At 64.9% G+C, this 24,561-nt stretch carries 33 protein-coding genes and 1 tRNA gene; 6 read left to right on the top strand and 28 right to left on the bottom strand.

Features of this window, described 5'->3' with window-relative positions; translation table 11 throughout:
• Positions 1-201 precede the first annotated feature (201 nt).
• Together coxB and TX79_RS10080 are read left to right on the top strand one after the other, a co-directional pair.
• Positions 202-1,176, top strand: coding sequence for a cytochrome c oxidase subunit II (gene coxB / locus TX79_RS10085; protein WP_049927322.1), 975 nt, complete (start codon positions 202-204; stop codon positions 1,174-1,176).
• A complete protein-coding gene (locus TX79_RS10080) occupies positions 1,176-3,650 on the top strand; it encodes a cbb3-type cytochrome c oxidase subunit I (protein WP_049927321.1) in 2,475 nt (824 codons plus the stop codon). Before coxB ends, TX79_RS10080 begins: the two co-directional genes overlap by 1 nt.
• Positions 3,651-3,998: 348 nt before the next feature.
• Here TX79_RS10080 and TX79_RS10075 read toward each other — a convergent pair whose 3' ends face one another.
• The 28 genes from TX79_RS10075 to TX79_RS09940 all read right to left on the bottom strand — a co-directional run bounded on the left by TX79_RS10075 (position 3,999) and on the right by TX79_RS09940 (position 22,078).
• A complete protein-coding gene (locus TX79_RS10075; RefSeq protein ID WP_049927320.1) occupies positions 3,999-5,633 on the bottom strand; it encodes a S8 family serine peptidase in 1,635 nt (544 codons plus the stop codon).
• A 141-nt stretch (positions 5,634-5,774) separates the two neighbouring features.
• Positions 5,775-6,038, bottom strand: a complete 264-nt coding sequence (locus TX79_RS10070) for a cytochrome C oxidase subunit IV family protein (protein ID WP_049927319.1) — start codon at positions 6,036-6,038, stop codon at positions 5,775-5,777.
• 374 nt (positions 6,039-6,412) lie between these two features.
• Positions 6,413-7,060, bottom strand: coding sequence for a hypothetical protein (locus tag TX79_RS10065; RefSeq protein ID WP_049927318.1), 648 nt, complete (start codon positions 7,058-7,060; stop codon positions 6,413-6,415).
• A gap of 365 nt (positions 7,061-7,425) precedes the next feature.
• Positions 7,426-8,895, bottom strand: a complete 1,470-nt coding sequence (secY, locus tag TX79_RS10060; protein WP_049927317.1) for a preprotein translocase subunit SecY — start codon at positions 8,893-8,895, stop codon at positions 7,426-7,428.
• 2 nt (positions 8,896-8,897) lie between these two features.
• Complete coding sequence (locus TX79_RS10055; protein ID WP_049927316.1) at positions 8,898-9,398, bottom strand: uL15m family ribosomal protein; 501 nt, start codon at positions 9,396-9,398, stop codon at positions 8,898-8,900.
• A 2-nt stretch (positions 9,399-9,400) separates the two neighbouring features.
• Complete coding sequence (gene rpmD, locus TX79_RS10050; protein WP_049927315.1) at positions 9,401-9,868, bottom strand: 50S ribosomal protein L30; 468 nt, start codon at positions 9,866-9,868, stop codon at positions 9,401-9,403.
• Positions 9,868-10,527, bottom strand: a complete 660-nt coding sequence (locus tag TX79_RS10045; RefSeq protein ID WP_049927314.1) for a 30S ribosomal protein S5 — start codon at positions 10,525-10,527, stop codon at positions 9,868-9,870. The genes rpmD and TX79_RS10045 overlap by 1 nt, the downstream gene beginning before the upstream one ends.
• The gene (locus tag TX79_RS10040; RefSeq protein ID WP_049927313.1) at positions 10,524-11,072 is read right to left on the bottom strand and encodes a 50S ribosomal protein L18; all 549 of its coding nucleotides are present in this window, start codon (positions 11,070-11,072) and stop codon (positions 10,524-10,526) included. Before TX79_RS10040 ends, TX79_RS10045 begins: the two co-directional genes overlap by 4 nt.
• A complete protein-coding gene (locus TX79_RS10035; protein WP_049927312.1) occupies positions 11,072-11,521 on the bottom strand; it encodes a 50S ribosomal protein L19e in 450 nt (149 codons plus the stop codon). Before TX79_RS10035 ends, TX79_RS10040 begins: the two co-directional genes overlap by 1 nt.
• Positions 11,514-12,254, bottom strand: a complete 741-nt coding sequence (locus tag TX79_RS10030; RefSeq protein WP_049927311.1) for a 50S ribosomal protein L32e — start codon at positions 12,252-12,254, stop codon at positions 11,514-11,516. Before TX79_RS10030 ends, TX79_RS10035 begins: the two co-directional genes overlap by 8 nt.
• A gap of 3 nt (positions 12,255-12,257) precedes the next feature.
• Positions 12,258-12,791, bottom strand: coding sequence for a 50S ribosomal protein L6 (locus tag TX79_RS10025; RefSeq protein WP_049927310.1), 534 nt, complete (start codon positions 12,789-12,791; stop codon positions 12,258-12,260).
• Positions 12,792-12,793: 2 nt separating this feature from the next.
• Positions 12,794-13,186 carry a 30S ribosomal protein S8 gene (locus TX79_RS10020; protein WP_049927309.1) on the bottom strand — a complete coding sequence of 131 codons (393 nt, stop codon included), beginning with the start codon at positions 13,184-13,186 and terminating at the stop codon, positions 12,794-12,796.
• Between the two features lies 1 nt (position 13,187).
• Entirely contained in the window at positions 13,188-13,379 is a 192-nt protein-coding gene (locus TX79_RS10015; protein WP_049927308.1) for a 30S ribosomal protein S14, read from the bottom strand.
• Complete coding sequence (locus TX79_RS10010) at positions 13,372-13,908, bottom strand: 50S ribosomal protein L5 (protein WP_049927307.1); 537 nt, start codon at positions 13,906-13,908, stop codon at positions 13,372-13,374. The genes TX79_RS10015 and TX79_RS10010 overlap by 8 nt, the downstream gene beginning before the upstream one ends.
• Complete coding sequence (locus tag TX79_RS10005; protein WP_049927306.1) at positions 13,905-14,654, bottom strand: 30S ribosomal protein S4e; 750 nt, start codon at positions 14,652-14,654, stop codon at positions 13,905-13,907. The genes TX79_RS10010 and TX79_RS10005 overlap by 4 nt, the downstream gene beginning before the upstream one ends.
• Positions 14,651-15,013, bottom strand: a complete 363-nt coding sequence (rplX, locus tag TX79_RS10000; protein ID WP_049927305.1) for a 50S ribosomal protein L24 — start codon at positions 15,011-15,013, stop codon at positions 14,651-14,653. Before rplX ends, TX79_RS10005 begins: the two co-directional genes overlap by 4 nt.
• Before the next feature lie 2 nt (positions 15,014-15,015).
• On the bottom strand, positions 15,016-15,414 hold the full coding sequence (locus TX79_RS09995; RefSeq protein WP_049927304.1) for a 50S ribosomal protein L14: 399 nt from the start codon (positions 15,412-15,414) through the stop codon (positions 15,016-15,018).
• Positions 15,414-15,851 carry a 30S ribosomal protein S17 gene (locus TX79_RS09990; protein WP_049927303.1) on the bottom strand — a complete coding sequence of 146 codons (438 nt, stop codon included), beginning with the start codon at positions 15,849-15,851 and terminating at the stop codon, positions 15,414-15,416. The genes TX79_RS09995 and TX79_RS09990 overlap by 1 nt, the downstream gene beginning before the upstream one ends.
• Positions 15,842-16,303, bottom strand: a complete 462-nt coding sequence (locus TX79_RS09985) for a ribonuclease P protein component 1 (RefSeq protein ID WP_049927302.1) — start codon at positions 16,301-16,303, stop codon at positions 15,842-15,844. The genes TX79_RS09990 and TX79_RS09985 overlap by 10 nt, the downstream gene beginning before the upstream one ends.
• Positions 16,304-16,306: 3 nt before the next feature.
• Positions 16,307-16,525, bottom strand: a complete 219-nt coding sequence (gene rpmC / locus TX79_RS09980; protein WP_049927301.1) for a 50S ribosomal protein L29 — start codon at positions 16,523-16,525, stop codon at positions 16,307-16,309.
• Positions 16,525-17,493 (bottom strand): 30S ribosomal protein S3, encoded by a 969-nt coding sequence (locus tag TX79_RS09975; RefSeq protein ID WP_049927300.1) that lies wholly within the window; start codon positions 17,491-17,493, stop codon positions 16,525-16,527. The genes rpmC and TX79_RS09975 overlap by 1 nt, the downstream gene beginning before the upstream one ends.
• Positions 17,493-17,996 carry a 50S ribosomal protein L22 gene (locus tag TX79_RS09970; RefSeq protein ID WP_049927298.1) on the bottom strand — a complete coding sequence of 168 codons (504 nt, stop codon included), beginning with the start codon at positions 17,994-17,996 and terminating at the stop codon, positions 17,493-17,495. The genes TX79_RS09975 and TX79_RS09970 overlap by 1 nt, the downstream gene beginning before the upstream one ends.
• A gap of 7 nt (positions 17,997-18,003) precedes the next feature.
• Positions 18,004-18,429, bottom strand: a complete 426-nt coding sequence (locus TX79_RS09965) for a 30S ribosomal protein S19 (protein WP_049927297.1) — start codon at positions 18,427-18,429, stop codon at positions 18,004-18,006.
• Entirely contained in the window at positions 18,426-19,148 is a 723-nt protein-coding gene (locus TX79_RS09960; RefSeq protein WP_049927296.1) for a 50S ribosomal protein L2, read from the bottom strand. The genes TX79_RS09965 and TX79_RS09960 overlap by 4 nt, the downstream gene beginning before the upstream one ends.
• Before the next feature lie 2 nt (positions 19,149-19,150).
• The gene (locus TX79_RS09955) at positions 19,151-19,405 is read right to left on the bottom strand and encodes a 50S ribosomal protein L23 (protein ID WP_049927295.1); all 255 of its coding nucleotides are present in this window, start codon (positions 19,403-19,405) and stop codon (positions 19,151-19,153) included.
• Complete coding sequence (rpl4p, locus tag TX79_RS09950; protein ID WP_049927294.1) at positions 19,402-20,154, bottom strand: 50S ribosomal protein L4; 753 nt, start codon at positions 20,152-20,154, stop codon at positions 19,402-19,404. The genes TX79_RS09955 and rpl4p overlap by 4 nt, the downstream gene beginning before the upstream one ends.
• A 3-nt stretch (positions 20,155-20,157) precedes the next feature.
• Complete coding sequence (locus TX79_RS09945) at positions 20,158-21,177, bottom strand: 50S ribosomal protein L3 (RefSeq protein ID WP_049927293.1); 1,020 nt, start codon at positions 21,175-21,177, stop codon at positions 20,158-20,160.
• Positions 21,178-21,181: 4 nt separating this feature from the next.
• A complete protein-coding gene (locus TX79_RS09940) occupies positions 21,182-22,078 on the bottom strand; it encodes a putative RNA uridine N3 methyltransferase (RefSeq protein WP_049927292.1) in 897 nt (298 codons plus the stop codon).
• Between the two features lie 290 nt (positions 22,079-22,368).
• Here TX79_RS09940 and TX79_RS09935 point away from each other — a divergent pair.
• The 4 genes from TX79_RS09935 (at position 22,369) to TX79_RS09920 (ending at position 24,422) form a co-directional block, all read left to right on the top strand.
• Positions 22,369-22,439 (top strand) — tRNA-Gly (locus TX79_RS09935).
• A gap of 382 nt (positions 22,440-22,821) precedes the next feature.
• Positions 22,822-23,175 (top strand): HalOD1 output domain-containing protein, encoded by a 354-nt coding sequence (locus tag TX79_RS09930; protein ID WP_049927291.1) that lies wholly within the window; start codon positions 22,822-22,824, stop codon positions 23,173-23,175.
• 104 nt (positions 23,176-23,279) lie between these two features.
• On the top strand, positions 23,280-23,594 hold the full coding sequence (locus TX79_RS09925; protein WP_049927290.1) for an MTH1187 family thiamine-binding protein: 315 nt from the start codon (positions 23,280-23,282) through the stop codon (positions 23,592-23,594).
• 453 nt (positions 23,595-24,047) lie between these two features.
• Positions 24,048-24,422, top strand: a complete 375-nt coding sequence (locus TX79_RS09920) for a 30S ribosomal protein S8e (protein ID WP_049927289.1) — start codon at positions 24,048-24,050, stop codon at positions 24,420-24,422.
• Positions 24,423-24,561: the final 139 nt, after the last annotated feature.

Below are 24,561 nucleotides of genomic sequence, written 5' to 3'. Positions count from 1 at the left end.
GGTGGAGGAACCCTTGACATCCGTCGAGGACTGGCATGTGGAATCACCGGCGAACGACGGTCGTATTCGTCGCGGGGAGGTCGGAGAGCAGACCGTCGTCGGCCAGTTTCCAAATAGATAAGTGCCCCCGGCGACCATCGACCGACATATAGACGGACTTCAATAGAGGTGAATACAATCTTCAGCGCACTAACGTACCCGATGGAGGTGCAGACGCGCGTCGACGTGTTCGAGGACATCTTTCTGGTGTTCCTCGGACTCGGGACGATCGTCGGCGTCGTCGTCATATCTTACACCTTGTACAACGCGTACAAGTACCGGGATACCGGCGATCCCGGCGACGACGAGGACCTCCCGTCAGTCGGGGAACTTCCGACAGGTGGAAAGGGCGGCAAGAAGCTGTTCCTCTCGTTTGGTCTGAGTGCCATCATCGTCATCTCGTTAGTCGTCTGGACGTACGGGATGTTGCTCTACGTCGAGGACGGCCCGGACGAACCCGAAGAGGCCATCGAGATCGATGTCGAAGGCTTCGCGTTCGGCTGGAACTTCTACTACGAGAACGGCGTCGAATCCGACGAGCTGGTCGTTCCGGTCGACGAACCGGTTCGCGTCCAGGTGACCTCCGACGACGTCTGGCACTCGTTCGGGATCAACGGCTTACGGGCGAAAGCCGACGCGATCCCGGGCGAACAGGACGAGACCTGGTTCATGGCCGAAGAGACCGGTGAACACACCGTCGAGTGTTTCGAACTCTGTGGCTTCGGCCACTCCGGGATGAACGCCCCCGTGGAGGTCGTCGAGCAGGATCGCTACGACGAGTGGCTCGACGAAATGCTCACGATGAACATCACCCTCGAGGACGAGAACGGTGATCGGGTGACCGAAGGCTTCGAACTCAGCCTCGAACACCAGGAGAACGATCAGTACGAGGAGGATCTCAGCTTCTCCTACGACGAGGCCGACTTCGAGAACGGAACGATCTCGATCACCGAGATCGAACAGGGTGGAGACTACGACCTGGAGATCACCCCGACCGACGATCAGTTCGAACCGGTCGAGGACTCGGTCGAGTTCGTCGAACCGGTCGACGAAACGTACACCCTCGAAGGACTGGTCGAAGAGACCGAAGAAACCGATGACGAATCCGACGACGCTGACGACGGAGGTGACAACTGATGGGTGACCTACCACCGAAGCGCTCAGTCAAGCGCTGGCTGGTGACCACGAACCACAAAGACGTCGGCATCCTCTACCTGTCGACTGCCCTGTTCTTCCTGCTACTGGGCGGGGTGCTGGCGCTGCTGTTCCGCGCCCACCTCTGGGAGGCGGGTGGAGCCGGCATTCTCGACGCGGTCGAGTTCAACCAGGCCGTCACAGCCCACGGGCTGATAATGGTCTTCTGGTTCCTTTCGCCGTTCGCGGCCGGGTTCGCGAACTACTTCGTCCCGCTACAGATCGGGGCCGACGACCTCGCGTTCCCGCGCCTGAACGCCCTGAGCTACTGGTTCTACCTCTTCTCGGGAATCCTCGCGGGCATCTCGTTCTTCCAGGGCGGCACGCTCGCCGGCGGCTGGACGATGTACGCGCCGCTGAACGTGCCGACGTACACGCCCGCGATGCAGGCGACGACCGGTGGGAACGCGATGGTGCTGGCGCTGGCCCTGTTCGTGATCTCGATCACGATCGGGACGGTGAACTTCCTCGTGACGATTCACCGTTCGCGCGCCGAAGGGCTGGGCCTGTGGAACATGCCGCTTTTCACCTGGTCGTGGCTGCTGACGGTCTGGATGATGCTGTTCGCGTTCGCGGCGCTGCTGGCCGCGGCGCTGTTGTTACTCTCCGACCGACTGTTCCTGACCCAGTACTTCGCGAGCGAACAGGGGTCGGGATTACTGTGGGCCCACATCTTCTGGTTCTTCGGCCATCCGGAGGTGTACATCGTCTTCTTCCCCGCGCTAGGGATCATGTTCGAGGTGTTCCAGACGTTCACCGGACGGCGTCTGGTCGGCCGGAAGTGGGTCATCATCGCGATGGTGCTGGTCGCCGTCCAGTCGTTCCTCGTCTGGATGCACCACATGTTCCTGACGACCATCAACCTCGAGATCAAGACGCTGATGATGGCGACGACCATCGGGATCTCGTTGCCGTTCGACCTGATGGTCTTCGCGCTGATCTACACGATGGTCAAGGGACGGGTACGGTTCACGACGCCGTTCCTGTTCGCACTCGGTGCACTCGTGTTGTTCATCCTCGGCGGCATCACCGGGGTCTTCCTCGGGGCCGTCGTACTCGACTACGAGTTCCGCGGCACCTACTGGGTCGTCGCCCACTTCCACTACGTGATGGTCTCGGGGGCGACCGCCCTCGTCGGCGGCCTCTACTACTGGTGGCCGAAGATCACCGGGAAGATGTACTCCGAGGCGCTCGGGAAGCTCAACTTCGCCGTCTTCTTCGTCGGCTTCAACCTGCTGTACTTCCCACAGTTCCTCGCCTGGGAGACCCCCCGGCGCGTCTTCCACTTCGCCGACGACGTGCAGTTCTACCACCAGCTCTCGACGGTCGGCGCGTTCGTCTTCGGCGCGTCGTTCCTGATCCTGCTCGGGACGCTGGTCCACAGCCTGCTGTACGGGCCGAAGGCACCCGACAACCCGTGGGAGTACTCACGCACGGCCGAGTGGGCAGTTCCCTCGCCGCCGCCGCTCGAGAACTGGAGCGGTCGCCCGAGCTACGCCAGCGGTCGCCTCGAGTTCGTCGACGACTCGAGCGCTGCGACCGACGGCGGCGTCGCCCACGGCAACGAAGCCGACGCCGTCAACGCCCACGAGGAGGAACACGCCGACCACGCCAGCATCTGGCCGTTCGGCATCGGTATCTCGACGTTCGTGCTCTTCCTCGGCCTGTCGGGGATCACGTCCTACGTGTTCCAGTTCGCCGAGAGCGTGCCGGACACGCTCGGGCAGTCGCTCAACACGGCGCCCGAACCCAGTGTCATCTACCCCGCGCTGACGGGGATCGGACTCGTCATGCTCGGCGTCACCCTGTTCAAGTTCGGCGTCGAGCAGTTCGACGCCCCGAAGATGCCCATCGCGGAGCGGTGGCCGTTCGACGGTATCGGGAACACCAAGTTCGGTATCTGGGTGTTCCTCGCGTCCGACGTCGTCGTCTTCGGCGCTATCATCGGCGCGTACATCTTCATGCGGCTCCATCTGGGGTGGGGTGACTGGCACATCGAGACGATCACCGAGGCTGGGCTGTTGAACACCTACGTGTTGCTCACCTCGAGTTTCACGGTCATCCTGGCGCTGGTGTTCGCCGAACGCGGCAACAAGAAAGGCCTGCTCGCCTCGATGGGGGCGACGTTGCTGCTCGCGTTCACGTTCATGGGCGTGAAGGCCTTCGAGTACGGCTCGAAGATCTCCGAAGGCGAGTACTGGTGGTACAGTATCGAGTACTCGATCTACTACGTCACGACCGGGCTCCACGCCCTGCACGTGATCATCGGCGTCCTCATCGCGCTCTTCATGATCTACCGGATCGTCAGCGTGGACGCCTACCTCGAGGACCATCGGCCGGTGGAGTACTTCGGCCTCTACTGGCACTTCGTCGACATCGTGTGGGTCTTCCTCTTCCCGCTGTTCTACCTGATGTAAGGCCCACGCGACGTGGGGTTCTTCGTTTCCCGACCGAGTAGCCACCGGCTTTCCCGACCGAGTAGCCACCGGCTTTCCCGACCGAGTAGCCACCGGCTTTCCCGACCGAGTAGCCACCGGCTCTCCGGTCTTCGTCCCTCCACCGACGGGAGTTCACTCGCGTTCGTCACCGTCTCGTGGCCGGTCCTCGGTGGCGATACAGCGTGCTCTAACCGGGTTGGTGAGCGTCACTACATCGGTACCCGAGTCCGAATCACTGCCGAGTACGCCCCTCAGAACGATCACAGCGCTCCGGTATTTCGGGCGGGGAACCTCTGGTCGCTCCGATCCTGGCGTCACAGCCTCGACTCACCGCTCGAGAACGCCCTCTCGATACCGGGCAACGAGAGCAAGCGAGACGAGGAGACCGACGACGACCGCGCCGACACCCAGCAGACCCAGCGAGCGAATCGGGTCGTCGTGATCGTCGCCCTGGGTGCGTACGTCGCCGCCAGCCAGCGTTTCGTTGCTTGCCCTCTCACCTTCTGATTGTCGGGCGAGTCGCTCCTGCTCGGCGATCAGCGCGTCTGCAGCGGCCACTGCATCGACGATCCCGTAGCCGTATCTGTGGTCCTGCTCGAGCGACTCGCCCTCCGGTTTCCAGGCCGTCTCGACGATAGTACGCTCGACCTCGTCGCCGGTCGCTTCGGGAGCGATCGACCGCAACAGTGCCGCGGTTCCCGCGACGTGTGGTGCGGCCATCGACGTGCCGGGCAGACGGGCGTAGCCGCCGGGAACGGTGCTGACGACTTCGACGCCCGGCGCTGTGACGGTCGGGACGACGTACGTCTCCGGCCACTCGTCGGGCGCTCCGTTCCAATCGGAACGAGCGATCGGTTCTCCCCCGGAGAACGGCGCGACCTCGCCGTCGACCGTGACGGCCCCGACGCTCGTCGACTCGTAGACGTTGCCGGGCGATCCGGACGTGTCGACGCCTTCGTTGCCGATCGCAGCGACGACGAGCGCCCCCGTCTCCCTGGCGTTGCGGACGGGGTCGATCAACGCGGCGTGAGTCCCCGTCGTTCCGAGACTCAGGTTGATCACGTCGGCCTCGGCGGCGATGGCCCACTCGATTCCGGCGACGATCTGCGCGAAGGTCCCGCCCTCTTCGTCCAGTACCAGTCCGTGGAGCAACTCGGCGTCGGGGGCGACGCCGACGGTCGTTCCCGTCGTCGCCCCGCCGGCGACGGTTCCGCTGACGTGCGTGCCGTGTCTCCCGGTGTCGTGTGGGGTCGACCCCTCGACGCGGTCACCGTGTTCGTCGAACTCGGCCCACCCACCCGGGTAGGTCGGATCCGACGGGTCGTCCGTATACAGGTCGATGTCGGGATGATCGACCGCAACTCCCGTATCGAGGACCGCGACGCGGGTCCCCTCGCCTCGCGTCTCGTACGCCTCCCAGACGGACGGCGCGCCGATCGACGCGACGGTTCTCGTCGTTCGATACCGATCGGCGGCAGCGGTTCCGTCGGGCTCGGAGACGGCCGTCGCGTTCGCTTTCGGCGGCTCCGGTCGGTCGTAGGCCACGTTCTCGTGGATCCGTTCGACCGCGTCGAACCGCTCGAACGTCCCGAGGTCGACGCGATCCGTTTCGATCTCCAGGAGGACGGCGTTGGTGACCCAGAACGTCTCCAGCACGTCGATTCCCGCCGTCGACGACGCGTACTCGAGCAGTGGTGCCTGGGTCTCCTCGGCGTGGGCCTCGAGGAGCCGTTCGGCCTCGGACGCCGACCGGTCGTCCACGGGGGCGTCCTCGAGTCTGACGACGACCGACAGCGTCTCCTCGGCCTCGAGGGTCTCGTCGTCGACGTCGACGTCGACCGGCTCGCTATCGTCGTCGAGGGGAGGTCCCGACGCGGCGGGCAGCGGTGCTGTAGCTGCGACGAGCAGGACGCAGACGAGACAGACGAGGACGCGGTGGCGCGGTGGCCAACTGCCGACCATGCCCCGTCACTGGGCGTCCGTGACCAAAGACATTCCGGGTCGCGTGACCGTCTCTCTCGATTGATAGAAATCGCGACGATAGACGCGTCTCGGGTCGACGACCGAAGCGTAGAATCGAACGGGGGACGGGGCGGGCGAACGTTACTGGATCGAGTAGCCGGCGGCGACGGTCAACAGCAGAACCATGAACAGCGCCGTGACCATCATGTACGTAACCGAACGCGGTTCCTCCCGCAGGTGCTGGTAGTAGCCGGCGATCAGCAACACCTTGATGATCGCCAAGACGAACGTCGCCGCCAACGCCGTCTGGTAGCCGATCATCGGTGCCTCGAAGAAGACGAACTTGCCCGTACCCAGTAACAACAGGGCGACGTAAATGAGGGTGTAGGTTCGAACGTCAGCCATTATCCCATCCTCTGTGTGACGGGCACTTATACCTTCCTCATACGTTCCAGGGCGACGGTTTCGGTCCCCCTCGTCGATCGCCGGATCGTGAGTCGGCCCCGATCCGACGGCCGGTCTCGGTGGTGTCAGGACACTCGGTACTCGAGCGAACTCGCGTTCCGATGATCGTACTCGAGATCCGGACCCAACGGTCGGTCGTGGAACGCGTACTCGAGCAGCGGTGCCTGGGGTGTGTCGATGCCAGCGCCTACGGGAACTGATCACCGTAACGCTCGCTTACTGGACGGGAAAAGCGCCATAACCGGTACGCGTTTCCAGCAGTCCTCGCGTGCCGACACTCCGGACCAAGCCTTTTAGCGTCTCGAACCGACGGGCTATCTCGAGCGAGTCGCGTCTACTGCCTCGGAACTCGTCGCTCTCGAATCGATGATCTTCGCCGCTTTGTCCCGCCCGAACTGAACGACGATCGCTGCACCGAACAGGTCGAAGACGAGATCTCCAATTGCATCGAGTCGCCCGTAGTGGACGAGCAGCGGTTCGAACCCGATTCGGTCTCCGACCCTGTGGACGACGTATTCGAACAGTTCCCAGACGAACCCGAGTCCGAACGTCACGCCGGCGACGAACGCGGGCCGGGAGCGACTGGGAAGTTCGCTGTTCGACTCGGACTGGTAGAGCACGTCAGCCGCGCCGGCGACGACGACGCTCGAGAGCGTGTGCGCGAGATGATCCCACCACCAGACGCGGTCGTACGGACCGAGCATTCCGATCGTGTGGACCAGCGCCGACGTCGAGATCCAGCCTCGCTGCCACGGACGAACGGTAACGTCGTACCGCCGTTCGACGTACTGTGGAAGCGAGACGAACGCGAGCGAGATGACGCCGTTGACGATCACACTCGGATCGCGTCGCCGGATCCCCGCGACGAGTCCGGTTACGATGCCGAACTGCAGGAGGCGGTTCGCGAGAGTCCAGACGCGCGTATCGATCGACCGGGACGTTCGCGTTGAGAGCAGTGTCATCGGAATCGGATCCGTTCCACGACAGTACTCCGGAGGGCATAACCGTTGACCGTGTTTCTGCAGCCCGAGCGTCGCGTTCCTGAAACCCTCGAACGCAGTCGAACCCTCCACACGCTCTCGGAGCGGCCGTTTCCACCCGTCCGGTCATGGGCGTTCCTCCAGCTGGGTCGATGTCGGTAACGATCACCGGCCGTGACCGCGGAGGTCGGTTTCAGCCCGTTCCGGACCGTGTGAACGCGTCTGCCGAACGCGTAGTACTACCAGGAGCTTGCACGTGGGTACTGCGACTATCCCCTGGCTCGAGTGCGGAGATCGAATAGATTCGTCTGCTCCCTCGAAAGAACGGAAAAAGAGCCGGATATTCGCTATTCTTTGCCGAACATCTGGCGCATCATCGGGTGCATCTCCATCATCTGCTCCTCGGCGATCTCCTCGTAGAGCTTGTAGGTGATGGAGACTGCGAGCAGCAGGCCGGTTCCCGAGACGCCGCCGACCGTCCCCAGCATGTTCGCCCAGACGGCCAGCAGGCCGACGAGCGCACCGCCGATGACGGTCACTTGCGGGATGTAGCGGTGCATGACCTGCTCCAAGACCCCGACGTTCTGTCGGAATCCGGGGATCTGCATCCCGGAGTTCTGGATCTGCCGGGCCGTCGCGTCGGGCCCCATGTTGGTGGTCTCGACCCAGAAGATGGCGAAGACCGCACCGCCGACGACCATGATCGTCAGGTCGATGCCGACGCGGAGCATGACCATCCACGCGTCCTGGGAGACCTGACCGGTCCACCACATCCAGTCCTCGTACGAGTAGATCGGCGCGGTGTAGTAGAAGAACCCACTCACCGGCTGTCCCTGGGCGTTGTACACGCCGAGAATCGCCGGCATGCTCTCGCCGAGCTGGTTGTGCAGGAGCTGTCCGATGAACTGGACGTTCGCCTGCAGCGCCCGAACGAGGATCATCGGCAGGACGCTCGCGTAGATGAGCTTCACGGGGAAGCGACCGCGGGCGCCCTTGACCCGGGCGTGACTGAGCGGAATCTCGACGCGAACGGACTCCGCGTAGACGACGATGCCGAAGATCAGCAGCGTCGTCAGGAGCGGGATGATCATCCCGCCGTCCGCCAGCAGCAGCGTCGAGAGCCCGTTGAGGGAGGTGATAGAGCCGACCTCCATCTGCTGGGTGAGGATCAGGTACCAGTTGTAGAAGAACCCACCCTCCGTGGGCTGGATGAACCCGGTGACGAGCCGCTGGCTGATGCCCGCGACGATGAACAGCCCGATCCCGCTACCGATCCCCCACTTGCTGACGACCTCGTCCATGTAGAGGATGAGGATCCCGCCAGCGAAGATCTGGAGGAACATGATCCACAGGATCTGGGACTGGCTGAAGGTGATCCCGCCGAGCGTCAGCGATTCCTGGGCTGGCAGGAAGCCGCCGGCGAACACCATCGGCAGCGCTGTCAGTGCGGTCATCACGATGACGAGCAGCTTCTGGAGGCCCTGGTAGAGGACCTGGTCTCGGGGGTCGTCGGTATCGAGCCCGAGCAGATTCGCACCGCCGAGCAACTGCATGACGATGCTCGCCGTGACGATCGGGCCGATACCGACCGTCAACACCGAGCCGAACTCGCCGGCGAGCACGGCACGGAACTGGTTGAAGAGGTCTTCTCCCCCGCCGGCTTCCATTCCGAGAAGCGCGATGTTCGTCAGGAAGAAGTACAACATCAGGATGCCGGCAGTCCACGCGAGCTTGCGCTTGAACGGGACGTGCTTTTGCGGACGCTGCACTGCTGGCATCCGCGTCAAGACCGGTTCGGCGACTTCCTTCCATCCCATAGTTAGTCCTCAGTCTGTTCAGTGTCGGCGTCCTCGGCTTCGTCGTCGGATTCGGCGTCCTGGGCTCGTTCCGAGAGGACGGCCTCGCCGCCGGCAGCCTCGAGTTTCTCCTCGGCCGCATCCGAGAAGGCGTCGGCCGTCACCTCGAGGGCGTTGCGGACCTGGCCGGAGCCGAGGACCTTCACGACGTCGACCTCGTGACCGTCTTCGACGACGTCACGGGCGTCGATACGGTAGCCGTCGTCGGTCTCCTCGGCGTCGCCGTCGGCGACGTAGAGGATCGCGTCCTCGTCGAGCTTGCGGACGTCGATCTCGACGACGTCCGGTCGCGCGTCCTGCGGACGCTTGAAGCCGTGTTTCTGCTTCGGTTCGTAGTTGTGGAACTCGTGTTTGCTGCGCCCGGCACGGCCACGGCCACCGCGATGGCCCGCACCGCGTCGATTCTTGTGGGAGCCACCGCCGTGGGTTCGGGAGCCGCGCTGGCGTCGTTTCTTGCTCGTCATGGTTATCGCATCGATTCTAGCAGGTCGTTAATCTGCTCTGTTGTATGCTTTCCGAGTTGGCCTCCTTCCGCGGTCGGCTTCTTGATACCGTCGTGACCGCCCCGTGGCGGGTGCAGTCGCAGCGTCGGGGAGAGGCCCTCCTCGCGCAGCGTCGTCTCCTCCTCGAGCAGCGCCTCGGCGAGCGCACCGAAGTCGTCGTAGTCGGTGTTCTCGGCGAGCCACTCCTCGTCGACGTCCGACTGGTCACCCTCCAGGGGCTCGGCGCGCTTTTCCAGCACGGTCTCGAGCACGTCGGCGTCGGGTTCGCCGTGGGCGACGTAGTCGTTGACCTTGTCGACCATCCCCTGGTAGGTGTCGGTCTCGGGGACGAGCGCGCAGTGGTTGACGTTGTGGATGTTCAGCATCTCCAGGGTGTCCTGGATGTCCTGCTTGCGGTTCACCTCACCGCGAACTTGGACGACTGCTCGCATCACTCACTCACCTCGGCTTCTTCCCGGTCGGAGCCTCGCGTCTCGGGCATGCGCGACTGCGAGGCGTTCTCGAGCGCGTTGAACGTCGCCTTCGCGAGGTTGACAGTGGTTCGGGTGTTGCCGTGGCTCTTGGTCCAGGCGTTCTCGATGCCGGCCAGCTCGAGCACCGCGCGGACGGTGTCGCTGGCGGCCAGGCCCAGCCCTTCGGGGGCGGGGATGACCTCGACCTCGACGGAGCCGGCCTTCCCCGTCGTCTTTCGGGTCAGGGAGTGGGGCCGGTCCGAGCGGTCCTCCCACGACCCCGAGCCACGGGGGACCTTGATCATGTTCAGCTTCGCGATACCGATCGCCTTCTGGATGGCGGACCCGACCTGGTCGTCCCGGCCTTCCGCGTAGCCGACGTAGCCGTCGCGGTTGCCCACGACGACCACGCAGCGGAACTTCACGCGGCGTCCGGAGTCGGTCATCCGCTGGACCATGTTGATGTCCAGCACCTCGTCGTCAAGCCCCGGCAGGAGCTGGTCGACGATCTCGGGCTCTTTCAGCGGGAGTCCCGAGTTGAGGGCGTCGTCCATCGTGTCGATGTCGCCCTCCTGGACCTTCCGGCCGAGACGGGTGACGGGTTCCCATCCGTCGTCGTTGTAGTCGTTTGCGCTCATTCGAGAATCGCCTCTCGTACGTCGTCGAAGTGTTCGGGTAGGTCGGTTGCGTCGAACTCGCCGCTGTACAGCGGCTCGTCGAGCTGTTCGGCGTACTCGGCGATGTGTTCGCCCCGGGTACGCGACCAGTCCGCGAGCACGCTATCGTTGTGTGGGATCTCGAGGCCGGCGTCGATGGCACCCTCCTGGACGGCGAACACCTTGTTGCCGGGCGTCGCCGTGTTGAGGCCGATGTCCAGCACTGCTTCCTCGAGTCCGGCCTCGACGGCACGCTGGCCGGCCAGCAGGCCGGTCAGGTACGCCGCCGAAATGTTGCTCGTGGGTGCTTCCCAGCCGTACTCCTCGAGATCGCTCGAGTGTGCGCTCGCGAGCGTCTCGTCGCCTTGGGGTCCGGGAACGATCAGCTGCGCCGTGGTGTGCTTGTTGCTCTTTCGAGCGACGAGGCGGGGCTTACCCGACTTCAGCAGGCGCAACCTCTGGTGGTAGTCCGTCCGGACCTCGCGCCGACGTCGCATCGGCACCGTGTATCGTGGTCCTGTCGCCATTATTGATCACCGTAGTTCTCGTCGATGTAGTTCAACAGGTACCGGACGCTACGGAACTCCCCGCCGCCAGCCTTCTTGTAGAGCTCGCGGTACTGCGTGGGCGTGATCTCGCCCTTGTCGCGGAGTTCGCGCAGCTTCCGGCGCTGTGCGCGAATCTTGTCCTGCCACTCCTGTTTCGGATCCTGGCGAGCGCCCTTCTTGCCCTTGCGCTTCCCCGGACCCTTCTGGTGCCCGTAGGATCGCTTCGCGTTCCGTTCGCGGGCGCGGCCACGGGAGTTGCCCGCGGCGTCCTCGGCCTGGATGATCCCCTCGTCGATCAGCTCGCGAACCTCGTCGCGAGTGATCGCTTCGGCGATCTCGCCCTGGGCGTCGGGGTCGAGCCAGATCCGATTCTTGCCGACGTCTAAGACGTCGGCTGCCAGTCGCTTCTGTGCGGAGAGATCAGTCATCTGATTCCACCTCCACTTCCTCGTAGGTCGGGTTCAGTACGCGGATGCCTTCTTCCTCGGCGAGTTCCTCGATGCGCTCGCGCTTGCGCGCGCCGACCGAGGAGGCGATGCGAACGGCCTCGCGAGAACCGTCGACGCCCTCGAGGTCGTCGGGGTTCTCGACGTAGACTTCCTCGAAGCCGCTGGGGTGTTTGCCCCGAACCTCGGTGGGCGACCGGAAGCCGGCTTCGACTTTCGGGCCTTTGCCCTTGATACCGCGGCGCTGCTTGGATAGCTGGCCGCGCGGTCGACGCCAGGATTCGGGCGTCCGCTTTTTCTTGTGGTAATCCTGTCGGTTGAACTGCGGTTTGCCGACCTCGCGCCGGCGCTGGAGCAGGCGCTGTTCCTCGTCGCTGAGTTCGGGCGTCTTCTCGGTCAGTCCGCGGGCCTGCAGTTCCGTCTCGACGTCCTCGGCCGGCTCCTCCGGCGCGGCTTCGTCTTCGATCTCGGCCTCGGTCTCCTCGGTGACCTCGAGGTCACCGACGTCGGCTTTGATACGCGCGGCGAGCGCGTTGCCGACGCCCTCGGCTTCGGCCAGGTCGTCCTGGTCGGCTTCCTTGACGTCCTGGATGGTCTCGAAGCCGGCGTCGCGCAGCGCGTCGGCCTTGCTCGCGCCGACGCCGCTGATGTCCTCGAGCGAGTCCGGCTCGTCGGCAGCCGCCTGTTCGTCGTTGGATTGTTCCTCGTCAGCCATCTATCAGGCACCTCCTGTCGCGGGTTTCTCGGTGATGTAGACACCGTCCTGGAAGACGCGGGTGTCCTTGCCGCTGACCTTCGTCAACTGCTCGATGTCCGCGGCCGTCTGGCCGACGTCTTCCTTGTCGGGACCGGAGAGGACGATGACCTCGTCGTCGACGGAGACGTCCGTGTCGCCGTGGATCGGCGTCCGTCGCGGGGCCTTCTCACCGAGGAAGTTCTCGATGACGACGTCGTCGCCTTCGACGCGAACCTGCATCGGGAAGTGGGAGTAGAAGACTTCCATCTTGTACTCCCAGCCCTCGGTGACGCCGTGGAACGCGTTCTCGAGGTGACTCTCGAAGGTCCCGACCGTCGCCGTGGTCTTCGCGTCCTCGTTCTCGCTTTCGATCACTACCTGTCCGTCGTCGACCGTGACGCTCACGTCGGGGTACCAGAGGCGGCGGGTGACGCTGCCTTCCGGTCCGTCGACGGTCACGTCGAGGTGGTCTTTCTCGACGGTTACCTCGTCGGGGATGTCCAGTTCGACTCGCATGGTTAGTAGACGTACGCGATCACTTGGCCCCCGATGCCCTGCTCGCGCGCTTCGTAGTGGCTCATGATGCCACTGCTCGTCGTGACGACGAGGGCACCGAAGTCTCGAGCCGGGAGGAATCGCTTCTCCCACTTCTCGAACTCGTCGGCACCGGCGCTGTAGCGGGGCTTGACGGGGCCACACTCGTTGATCGCTCCTTTCAGTTCGACCTCGAACCGACCGGCTTTCCCGTCGTCGACGAACTCGAAGCCGTCGATGTACCCGCGGTCGTAGAAGACCTCGAGTACGCTGCCGATCTCGTTCGAGGCGGGCGCTACCTCGTGGCTCAGTTTCCCGACGCTCTCGGCGTTGTCGATGCCCGAGAGCGCGTTGCTGAGTGGATCGTTCCCTGTCATGTTATCGGTACTTCTTGAATCCCATGTCGCGAGCGATCTCACGGAAGCACTGCCGACAGAGGTTGATGTCGTACTTGCCCACCAACCCCTGCTTGCGGCCACAGCGCTGGCACTCCTCGATCTGGCCGGTGCGCTTGGCGGCGTGCTCGCCCGTGCGTTCGCGCTCGCGCTCGTCTGGTTCGCTTTCACTCATCGTCTGCCTCCTCGACGGTGACGTCGAAGTTCGCCTCGAGATACGAAATCGCGTCCTCGGGCGTCAGTCGGTGTTTCGACGGGATCGAGCGGGTGGCCTTGTCGCGCTTGGAGATGCGGTAGCCCGGACGCACCAGGTTGACGGTGACGTCCAGCCCATAGATCCCGACGTTCGGGTCGTACTCCTGGCTCGGGAACTCGGTGTGTTCCTCGACGCCGAAGCTGAAGTTGCCCGTGTCGTCGAACTGGTTCGCGGAGAGCTCCGCGAGCGGCAGGGCGGTCTCGAGGAAGTCGGTGGCGTCCTCGCCACGAAGGGTGACCTTCGTGCCGATCGGGTCGCCCTGGCGAATGCCGAAGTCGGGTTCGGTCCGTTGTGCCTGGGTGCGGACGCTCTCCTGGCCGGTGATCTCCTCGATGATGTCCTCGGCGTGGCCGAGTTCGCGACCGCCCTGACCGACGCCCATGTGGACGACGACCTTCTCGACGCGCGGTTCGCGCATCTCGTGGAAGTCGGCTTCGGCCTCGCTCATTCGTCATCACCCGCGCTCACGGTTTCACCGCTCGCGTCTTCCGACGACGAGTCGTCGCCCGTGAAGTTCTCGTCGATCACGACGACGTACTCCTCAACGGTCTCGAAGCCGCCGTCGTCGGTGGAGACGCCGACGGTGTTCGAGCCGCTGCCCGGCGTGACGTCGATCGTCTCGATCTCGCCGATCTTGCCGCCGTGGTTGCCGCGGATGGCGGTGACGAGTGCACCTTCCTCGTAGGGGAAGTGCGCGACGATCGACTTGTCGTCGTTGTCGACGACGATCGAGTCGTTCGTGCTGTACTCGCCGTCGCCCTCGACGGTGACGTTGGTTCCGTCGTGCAGCGTCAGCTGGACGTCGCCGCCGGGGACGTGCTGTTTCTTCTCGATCTTGCCGAGGCGGCTCCCCGCGGCGTCGGCGTCGATCTCGGTCAGCGCGAGCCGACCGCCCTCGTCGGGGAAGACGCGGTAGTACTCCTCGCGGCCGGGGAACGCGATGATGTCGAAGATCCCGATCGGCCGCTTCTCGTCGTTGATCGCCTGCCCGTTGACGAGGATGGAGTCCTCGTTGAGGGCGAATCGTGCTTCCTTCGCCGAGTCGACGTAGCCGAGCACGTCCCGCAGCAACACGACGAGGGGAACGCCCTCTTCGCCGTGCGGGCCGGCACCGGCCTTGACCGTGAACACGTCGGTCTTGCGCTCGACCGGCCAGGACTTCGGTACTGACAGTCGCTTCTGGTGTTTCGTCATTCGCTGTCACCTCGTTCTTCGAGGCGCGCCTCGCGACGCTCGTCCTCCAGATCGAGCTCCGTGATCCGGACGTTCGACGGGTCGAGCGGTCGCGGCACTTCCTCGCCGTCGGCCGTCTCGATCGTCACGTCCTCGACGTGGATCGTCCCGTCCTCGAGGATCGCGCGCAGGACCTCGCCTTCTTCGCCGGCGTAGTCCCCGCGCATGACCTCGACCGTGTCGCCCGCGTTGACGCGGGCGCGACGGGTGCCGTACTCCTCGCGGAGCTCGTCGGACAGCGTCGCGTGGAGCTGCTTGTGTCGCTGGTGCAGCGGCGCACGCTCCGTCTGGGTTCGCTGTTTGTGTGGTTGCTCGCTCATATCTATACGATCATCGTCGCGGTGGAGGCAATTGCTCCGAAGCGCTCTGCGACTTCTCGAGCGATCGGCCCCTTGATCTCCGTGCCGCGGGGCTCTTCGTTCTCGTCGATGATGACGGCCGCGTTGTCCTCGAACTTCAGGCGCGTGCCGTCCGGTCGGCGGACCGATTTCCGCTGGCGGACGATCACCGCTTCGAGGACCTGCCGTCGCATCTCGGGGGTACCCTTCGTGACCGAGACGGTCACCTTGTCACCGAGTCCCGCCTTCGGCTGGCGGTTCTTGGTGCCGTGGTAGCCCGAGACGCTGATGACCTTCAGCTCACGCGCGCCGGTGTTGTCGGCGCACGTGACCAGCGAGCCCTTCTTCAGGCCCTGCGTGACGTCGGCTTTCATCGCCTCCATCACTGATCACCCTCGTCGGCTTCGGCCGCGAAGTCCTCGTCGGAGAGCTCCGGCTCGGGTTCGGTCTGGCCGGTCAGCTCCGCGACGTCCTCCGCGGTCGCTTCTTCGGTTACTTCGACGACCACGTGCGATTTCGTCTTCGACAGTGGTCGGGTCTCTGCGATCTTGACCGAGTCGCCGACCGAGAGCGGCTCGAGCACGCCCGGCACGTGAGCCGGGATGCGCGAGCGACGTTTCATGTACCGGTCGTACTTCGGTACGGCAACGTCGTACTCTCGCTCGACGACGACGGTCTTGTCCATGTCCGTCGAGACGACGGTTCCCTCGAGGATCTGGCCTCGAACGGGAAGGTCGCCGTAGAACGGACACTTCTCGTAGTCGTATTCCTCCGGGTTTTCGGGTTCCGGAGGGGTTTCAACGTCTAGTCCTATTGCCATGGTGAGTCACCACTCGTTTCCGTGCGTCGGGCGGGTCGTGAGAGCAGTCGCGATCCATCGACCGTAACGTAGGCCACGTCCTCGCCGGCGTCGTCACGACGACCTCGCGAGGGATCGTCGCCACGACAGCCGACGGGGTCACCGCCGGCTCGCTCCTCCTCGCCGGTTTCGGCCTCGGAGGGTTGGGATTCGGCCAGTTTGGACGCGGTCCCCGACCCCTTGGCGAGGTCGGCGGCGTCATCTGTGATCGCGAACTCGAACGTCGAGCCCGATTTCGGCACCGTGACGACCCGAGACTCGCCGTCTTCACGAACTTCAACCGAGAGGGTGTTCGTCGTCTCGACGACGACGCGCCCCTCGAGGCCCACCCGTCCCTCGTCGTCGCTCTCGACGACGCGGACGGGCAGTCCGTTGAGTTCGTGTCGCGGCAGCGTCTCGGGTGTCAGTGCCATCTCTTATTCCTCGTCTTCGTCCAGATCGCCCTCTTCGCGCTGGATCGTCTTGATCCGCGCGATGGTGCGACTCAGCTCGCCGATGCGGCCCGGATTCTCCGGGGCACCACCGGCCGCGAGGACGGATTTCTGGTTGAGCAGTTCGGTCTCGAGCTCCTCGAGTTCCTCCTGCCGTTCGGCAGGGGTCATGTCGCGGATCTCTTCGACGTGCAGGATCGCCATCAGGCATCACCTCCCTCGTCTTCGTCGTCGGCGTCGGCTTCCTCGTCCATCTCGGCGACGAGTTCCTCGGCTTCCGCCTCGACGTCTTCCTCGAGTTCCTCGAGTTCTTCCGCGACGTCGTCGTCTTCGCCGGGGACTTCGACTTCTTCGAACTCCTCGTCGGCGTCGGCCTCGACCTCTTCCTCGATGACCTCTTCGACGACCTCCTCGTCGAGGTCGTCCTCGTCACCGGCGGTTTCGACGGCCTCGTCGGCCGGGGCTTCGACGCCCTCGGCGGCGGCCTCGGCCTCCTCGGGTTCGCCCTCGAGGAGTTCCTCGACGCCTTCGGCCTCGTTGGCCTCGACGGCGTCGGGGACGAGTTCCTCGGGGTCGACGTCGTCGCGGATGGTGAAGTCGTCGGGCAGTTCGGCGTCCGGCGGGATGATCTTCACCGTCACGCCGATCGTGCCCAGCTTCATGACGGCCGTCGCCTGGCCCTCGTCGACGATCTCTTCGGCGGGTTCGCCGTTGTGCTTGATGTAGCCGCGGTTGAACTTCTCGACGCGCGAGCGGGCACCCGTGACCTTCCCGGAGAGGACGATCTCGGCACCCAGCGCGCCGGCTTCCATGATCCGGTCGATCGTCGTGTGACCGGCCTTGCGGAAGTACCAGCCCCGTTCCAGGGCGTTGGCCAGGCGGTCAGCGACGATCCGCGCGTTGAGGTCGGGTTCGTCGACCTCCTGCACGTCGATCTGGGGGTCCTCGAGGTTGAACTTCTCCTCGAGGGCCGTCGTGACCTTCCGGATGTTCTCGCCGCCTTTGCCGATGACCATCCCCGGCTTCTCGGCCTTGAGGACGATCTGGGTTCCCATCGGCGTCTTGGCGACGTCCATGCCACCGTAGCCTGCGCGGCCGAGTTCTTCTTCGAAGAACTCGTCGATCTGGGACCGCTGCAGGCCGTTCTCGATGAATTGGTGTTCGTCAGCCATTAGCTATCACCCTCCTCGTCCTCGTCGTCCTGTACGGTTCGCGTCTCGTCGACGTCCTCGACGACGATCTCGACGTCGACCTCCGGCGTGTTCCAGGCGGTCGCCCGGCCCATCGCTCGGGGTTTGCGGCCGGTCGACTCGCCGACCTTGTGGGCGGCGACGTGGACGATCTCCATCGACCCGCCGTCGAAGCCCTGGTGTTCGGCGTTGGCCTCGACGTTCTCGAGCAGGTCGAGGAACTCCCCGGAAACTTTCTCGGGGTACTTGCCGGCGTCCCAGCCCTCGACGTCGGACCGGTGTCCGGCACCGCTGTTGTGGGACTTGACCGGCACCGACTGGACTTCGTCGATGACGTCCTGGAGGTACTCCTGGGCCTCCGCGACCGTTTTGCCCTTGATCTCGCGGGCGACCTCCTTGCTGTACTTGTGGCTCATGGGACGCTCCCGGAGCATCGCTTTCGCGGTCGTGTCCGGATCCGCGTCGACTGAGTAGTTGATTCCCATGTGTCGATCACTTCAGTGGCACGAACTTGGACGATCGCGTCGCGCCGATGCCGGCCTGGCCGTGCTCGACGGACGTGCGGGTCAGCTGGAACTCGCCGAGGTAGTGGCCGATCATCTCCGGCTCGATCCGGACGCGTTCGAACGACTGCCCGTCGTACACCTCGAACGTGAGGCCGACGAACTCCGGCAGGACCGGCATGTCCCGCAGGTGGGTCCGGATCGGCGCGTTCGCGGTTTCTTCCTCGTCCTTCTCGCGGGCCTCCTCCAGCAGCTTCTCCTGCTGGACGGAGAGACCGCGTTCGATACTTCGCCGCTGGCGAGCGGGCAACAGTTCCGCGACTTCCTCGAGCTCCATCTCCTGCAGCTCCTCGAGCGTGTGACCGCGGTAGGTGAACTCCTCACCTTCGCGGCCGGTTCTGTACTCCTGGCTCATTTGTTACCACCTCGGCCGGTGCGGCGCGAGGAGATGTCGCCCACCTTCCGTCCCGGCGGGGCGTTCCGCGAGACGGACTTGGGCTTGCCGGGGTGCTGGCGACCGCCGCCACCGAAGGGGTGGTCGACGGCGTTCATCGCCACACCGCGGACGCGGGGCCACTTGCCCCCGCGGGCTTTCATCTTGTGATACTTGTTGCCGGCCTTGACCATCGGCTTCTCCGTGCGGCCGCCACCGGCGACGACGCCGATGGTGGCACGACACTGCGGATCGAGGCGCTTGACCTCGCCGCTTGGCAGCTGGACGACCGCGGCGTTGCGGTCGTGGGTGATCAGGTCCGCGTTGACGCCGGAGGCGCGGGCGAACTTGCCGCCGTCGCCCGGGTTCGCCTCGACGTTACAGACCGGCACGCCCTCTGGGATCTCCGCCAGCGGGAGCGTGTTACCCGGCTTGATCTCCGCGCTCACGCCGACCTGGATCTCCTCGCCGACGGAGATGCCTTCCGGTGCGAGGACGAGGCGCTGTTCGCCGTCCTCGAACTCGATGGCCGCAACCGGTGCCGAGCGGGCGGGGTCGTGTTCGATGTCGACGACCTCACCGCGGACGACGTCGCTGTCCTCGGCCTTTTTGTGGTCGAGCTTTGCCTTGTACCGGTGGGACGGGGCACGGAACGTCGAGCCGCCGCGCCCGCGTCGTTGTCCGAGAATGCGTCGTCCCATCGTCAGAACACCCCGATTCGCGAGGCGACTTCCTGGGCGTCGTCGTCCTCGGACAGTTTGACGGTCGCTTTCTTCTTGCCCTTCATGGTTACTTGCGTGTTGACGTCCTCGACGGACACGTCGAACCGCTCCTCGACCTCGTCACGGATCTCCGGCTTGCTTGCCTCCGGGTTGACGACGAACTGGAGCTTGTTCTCGAAGTCCATGTCGTTCATCGCTTTCTCCGTGACCAGCGGGTGTTCGATCAATGTGCTCATCGGTCTGCCACCTCCTCGAGTGCGCTTTCGGTCCAGACGGTCAGGCGACCCGGCTGTGCGCCGGGTGCCAGGTCCTCGGCGTTGACCTCCGCAGCCGTCGCGACGTCGGCCCCGGCGAGGTTGCGGGCGGCCCGCGACGGGCCGGTCTCGCTCGAGGTGACGAAGAGGATCGACTTGGGCGTCTTGTACTTGCGTCCGCGGGTCTTCCCGCGACCCGAGCGGATGCTGCGACCCTCGTCGGCGCGTTCGACGTCCGCGTGGAGGCCGGCGGCCTCGAGGAATTCGACGACCTCCTTCGTCTTCACGAGGTCCTCGAACTCGTCGTCCACGACGACCGGAATCTCGGCGTCGTCGTCGAACTCGTGGCCGCGCTCGGCGACGAGTTCCTCGTCGGTCGTCGCCGCGATGGCGCTGCGGACGGCCAGCTTCTTCTCTTTCGTGTTGATCGATTCGGTCCAGTCCTTCTCTGCCTTCGGCGGATGGGCCTTGCGTCCCGAGACGGTCTGGGGAACGCGGCGACCGCGACCGTTCTGTCGCGGGACGTGGGCCATACCGCGCCCGCTGCCGAACGACTCGGCCGGCGTGCGCATGCCGGCGAACTCGTCGGCACCGTAGTCCTGCTTCCGGTTTGCCTGGGCGGCTTGCACGGCGCGGGCGATCAGGTCCGGGCGGTACTGGGTCTCGAAGACCGCCGGGAGCTCGACCGAGCCCGCCTCGGAGCCGTCCAGGTCGCGTACTGTTGCTTCCATATGTTATCCCTGGTTAGATGCGGTGGAGACGTAGCGCACCTCGGGATCGAGGCGCGGCTGGTCTCCGGGTCGGATCGCCGGGCGGAAGCGGATGAGCCGCTTTTCCGGCCCGGGGAGCGAGCCCTTGATCAGCGCGTGCGGTCCGTCGACTTCGCCGTAGTTGACGAAGCCGCCCTCAACCGTCGCGTCCGCGCCGTCGCCGATGTCGACGAGGCGCTTGTTCAGTTCCGTCCGCTGATGGTAGCCGGTCTGGCCCTGCTGGGGGACCGTCGACCGGACGCGGCTGGGGTTCCAGGGACCGAGGTTCCCGATGCGGCGGCGCCAGCCCTGCCGGGCGTGCTTGCCCTTGCGTTTCTGGACGCCCCACCGCTTGACGGGGCCCTGGGTCCCTTTACCCTTCGTGACGCCGCTTGCGTCGACGTACTCGCCGGCGCGGAACACGTCGTTCATGACGTGTTCGCCGCCGTCCTCGAGCGTCTCGAGGGCGTAGTCGACGCGCTCCTCGATGGAACCGCCGCCGACGCGCGTCTCCATCACGTCCGGTTTCTTCTTCGGGACCGAGGGGACCTCGGCCGGAACCGTGTGCGTGATGACGCGCACGTCGTCGACGCGTCCTTCCTCGAGGTAGCCCCGAAGCTCGTCTTCGGCGGCGTCGGCGTCGTAGTCGTCGCCGGGGAGGTCGAGGACGCGCTCGAGTTCGGGAACGAACTCGTCGGTCCAGACCTCGGTGACCGGCTGTTTTCCATACGGCGTGTCTTCGTACGCTCGCAGGGCGACGGCGCGCATGGGCGGCGTCTCCACGATCGTCACGGGGACGGTCGTCTCCATCCCCTCGGTCGGCGAGTTCGCTTGGTCGTCGACCATGACGACGTGGGTCATGCCGGCCTTGTAGCCCGCGAAGCCCTGCAGCGTCGGCTGTCCGTCAGTGTCCGGCCACGAGTTGAAGCGCGGAACCTCCGAGGAGGCGCGCTTTCGTGGGCCGAACCCGAGTGAGCCTTTGCGTGGTGCGTTTTTCTGTGGCATTCTATCACTCTCTGAGTGAGAGGGGAGCAAGGGTGGCGAACAGAGCCTCCTCCGTTCGCACGACCTCGCTTCCCTGGTTCGGAACCGTGTTCAACCAGAGGTCGAACCCGGGGTCTGTGGGTTCGACTCCGTCGTCGGCGTCGTCCCGGTTGGACGATCGTCCGGCGTCGTCCCCGGTGGACGACGACTCGACGGCCGACGCCTCGATTCCGAGGATGCTCGGCAGCCCTCTCTCGGGCGCGCCGAAGGCGACGGTCATCCCGTCGGCCTCGACGCGTCCGGCCAGCGTCTCGAGCCGCCCGACGGTGAGCCGTTCACCGTAGCGGGAGGCGGCGATGCGGACGCCGGCGTCCTCACGGCCGAGTGCTGCCGAAAGGTCCGTCCGCTCGACCGACAGCCCCGGAAGGGGCCGGTCGACGAGCTTCGCCCGGACCGGTCGTCGCGAAGAGATCCTGACTGTCACGCGTTCTCCCTCAGCGACCGCCATTTCGGGCGGTACGTTGAGCGAGATCGGGTGTTGCAAGCCGCAATTGACCCGGACGCGATGATCAGGTCCGACCTCGGTCACGATCCCTTGTCTTAACGACCCCGAATCGTTCGATTCGGAGCCGGTCCGTGACACGGCGCGGAGCGGCGGCAGGACGCCCGCGTACTCCAGTTCGTCCCGCTTGCCCCAGACCTCGTTTCGGAGGTACGGGGGCGTCGCGGCGTACCGCAGGACGGTACTGACGAACCCGCCGTCGAATCGCCCGGTTTCGCCCTCCGGATCGGGGAAGACGATCAGGCGATCGGCCCGGAAGACCGTCGCCGCGCGGGCGACGTATCCGAGTTTGCGAGTTGCCTCGCGTTTGTCCTCGGCTTCCCGGGTGAGCGACGACGGCACGAGCACGCTGACGGTCATGCCGTAACGCTTCGGCGCCGCGTCACTAGACTGTAGCGATGTGTTGCGGATAGGGTCTTAAAAGGATAGCGGATTCCATCCCGGCTGTGAACCGCTCACACCCCGGAAATCCGTGATTACCGTCCACACACCTTCGCCGACCGAACGGTCTCGAGCGGCCAGCGATTTTCGAGCCAACTGACACGTTCCGGCCGATCGAAAACCGTGGTACGGCGTGGTGTCTCGTACCGATGCGGCGTCGATTCGCAACCCTTATACATCCACCCCCGAGTAGATGTAAGTGCAACAGGGCGCTGGTAGTGTAGTGGTATCACGTGACCTTGCCATGGTCACAACCTGGGTTCAAATCCCAGCCAGCGCATTTCTCCGAATTCAATCCCACGAGCGACCGCGATAGCGTGTCGCGAGTACGCGATGAATTCGGGAACGCGTCCTGGATTTGAATCAGGTCAGTCGTAGCGCCGAGCAACGCGAGGCGACCGTCTGACCGTGGTTCAAATCCCAGCCAGCGCATTTCTCCGGTGTGTTTGCCCATCCGTTAGCACCGTTCTCCGACAGCTCAACGAAAGAACTCGCTGTACAGAAGCGACGCGAACCGGGGACCGGTCGCTCGAGCGGAGAGTTTCCGAACGTGAACCGTTAGTGCCGTTATCTCTCACGGACGTCTACTGATACTGCCTGCGATTGGCTTTTATACCTCAACGGACTACGGATCGGTAGTCGATTACCAGCCTTCGAGTACTATGCAAACCGAACTTTCGCCCGACGAGGGCACGTCCGACCTTCGATACGACCAGACCAACGATCGCTACGTCTTCCACCACGACGACGAGGGCACCGCGACCATCACGACGACGGTCGTCCACGCCCTGGCCTCCATCGCCGACACCGACGTCTCGCAGGGTGAGTTCTCGCTCTACGACAGCGTCGACCCCGACGCCCTCGAGCGCCTGTTCAGCACCAAGGCCGACGGGAGCAAGCGAACGGGTGGCCACGTCGCGTTCACCGCCCTCGAGCACGAGGTCTACGTCTACGCGAACGGCGACGTCATCATCTACCCGCCCGCCGACGCGACCCGTCCCAGCCCCGAGAACTAGCCCTCCCGTTTTCTCTCGTCATCGCCCACGCTCGAGTCCCGCCTGCACCGATCGGCCCCTCGCATGGGGCGGCTTTAGGAACCGGGGGCTCGTCACTGTCGTCCATGACGGTAATCGCACTGTTGAGCGTCGCACCGGTAATCGAGGACAGCATGGCCGGCGAAATCGCGAAGGCGGTCGACGCGCTCGAGGCCTACGACGTCGAGTACGAGACGAACCCGATGGGGACGGTGATCGAGGCCGAAGAGATCGACGAGTTGTTCGCCGCGGCGCAGGCGGCCCACGAAGCGGTCGACGCCGACCGCGTGAGTACGGTGCTCAAGATCGACGACAAACGCACGCGCGACGAATCCGCGTCGGCGAAGGTCGACGCCGTCGAGTCGGAACTCGGTCGGCCGCCGACCTCGAGCGAGGAGTGAACGCCCGATTCGGGCGGTGTGACCGGTTGCTACGCCGAGGGTGGAGTGTCCGAGATCTGTAGTGTTCGGGTTACGTTCCCGGAGTCCGGAACGAGTGCGACCTCCACGTGCCCCCCAGGCGTCGAGTGAACGCTTCGCGTACGCTCAGCGCCAGTCCTTTCCTTCCCACCCAACTGTGACCCGACTGGCCAGCCGATACGGGTGGGAATGAAGGTTGACACGCGTGGCGGCTTCCCCGCCACGTAACAGGCGGTCGGCAGAGCCGACCGCCCGCTCGACGTACGTGACGATGCAAGCACCGCCGCAGGCGGCGCGCAGCGAGTCGCGGGAGTCGAGCGGAGCAGGGGCTTTCGTGGTGTTCAGCACTACCGAAGCTTACTCAGCGGTAGTACCTGAACGCGCCCTCGAGCGGAAAGCGTGCATTCAAGTATCGCCCGGCCCGTTGCTCGAAGTATGCAAGATCAGGGACGCTCTACGCGCAAGCGAACCGGAGGCCGACTGAAGAACGTCCGCAAGCGCCGGAAGAACGAACTCGGGCGTCAGCCGACGGAGACGCAGGTCGGCGAGCCCCGCTTCCGGACGGTCGACGCACGCGGGAACGACACGAAGACCCGCGCGCTGGCGACGAACGTCGCGAGCGTCAACACCGGCGACGAGACCGTCTCGGCCGACATCGAGGACGTCGTCGAGAACGACGCCAACCCCAACTACGTCCGACGGAACATCATCACGAAGGGCGCGGTCATCGAGACCAGCGAGGGTCGCGCGCGTGTCACGTCCCGACCCGGCCAGACCGGCCAGGTCAACGCCGTGCTGCTCGAGGACTGAGGCAGTTCGACCGACCGACGCGTTCGTTTTTTCCGAGTCGATTCCGCCCCGAAGCCGACGGCAGTGACGGATCGAGAATCGCCGGCCTAGTCGTCGGACCGATTCGAGCACTGACGGATCCGGGACCGACTCCTTCGTC

Origin of the sequence: Halopiger goleimassiliensis (assembly GCF_000455345.1) — an archaeon.
GTDB lineage: Archaea > Halobacteriota > Halobacteria > Halobacteriales > Natrialbaceae > Halopiger_A > Halopiger_A goleimassiliensis.
Note: the sequence above shows the minus strand (reverse complement) of the source record. Positions and strands in the feature narration are given on the sequence as shown.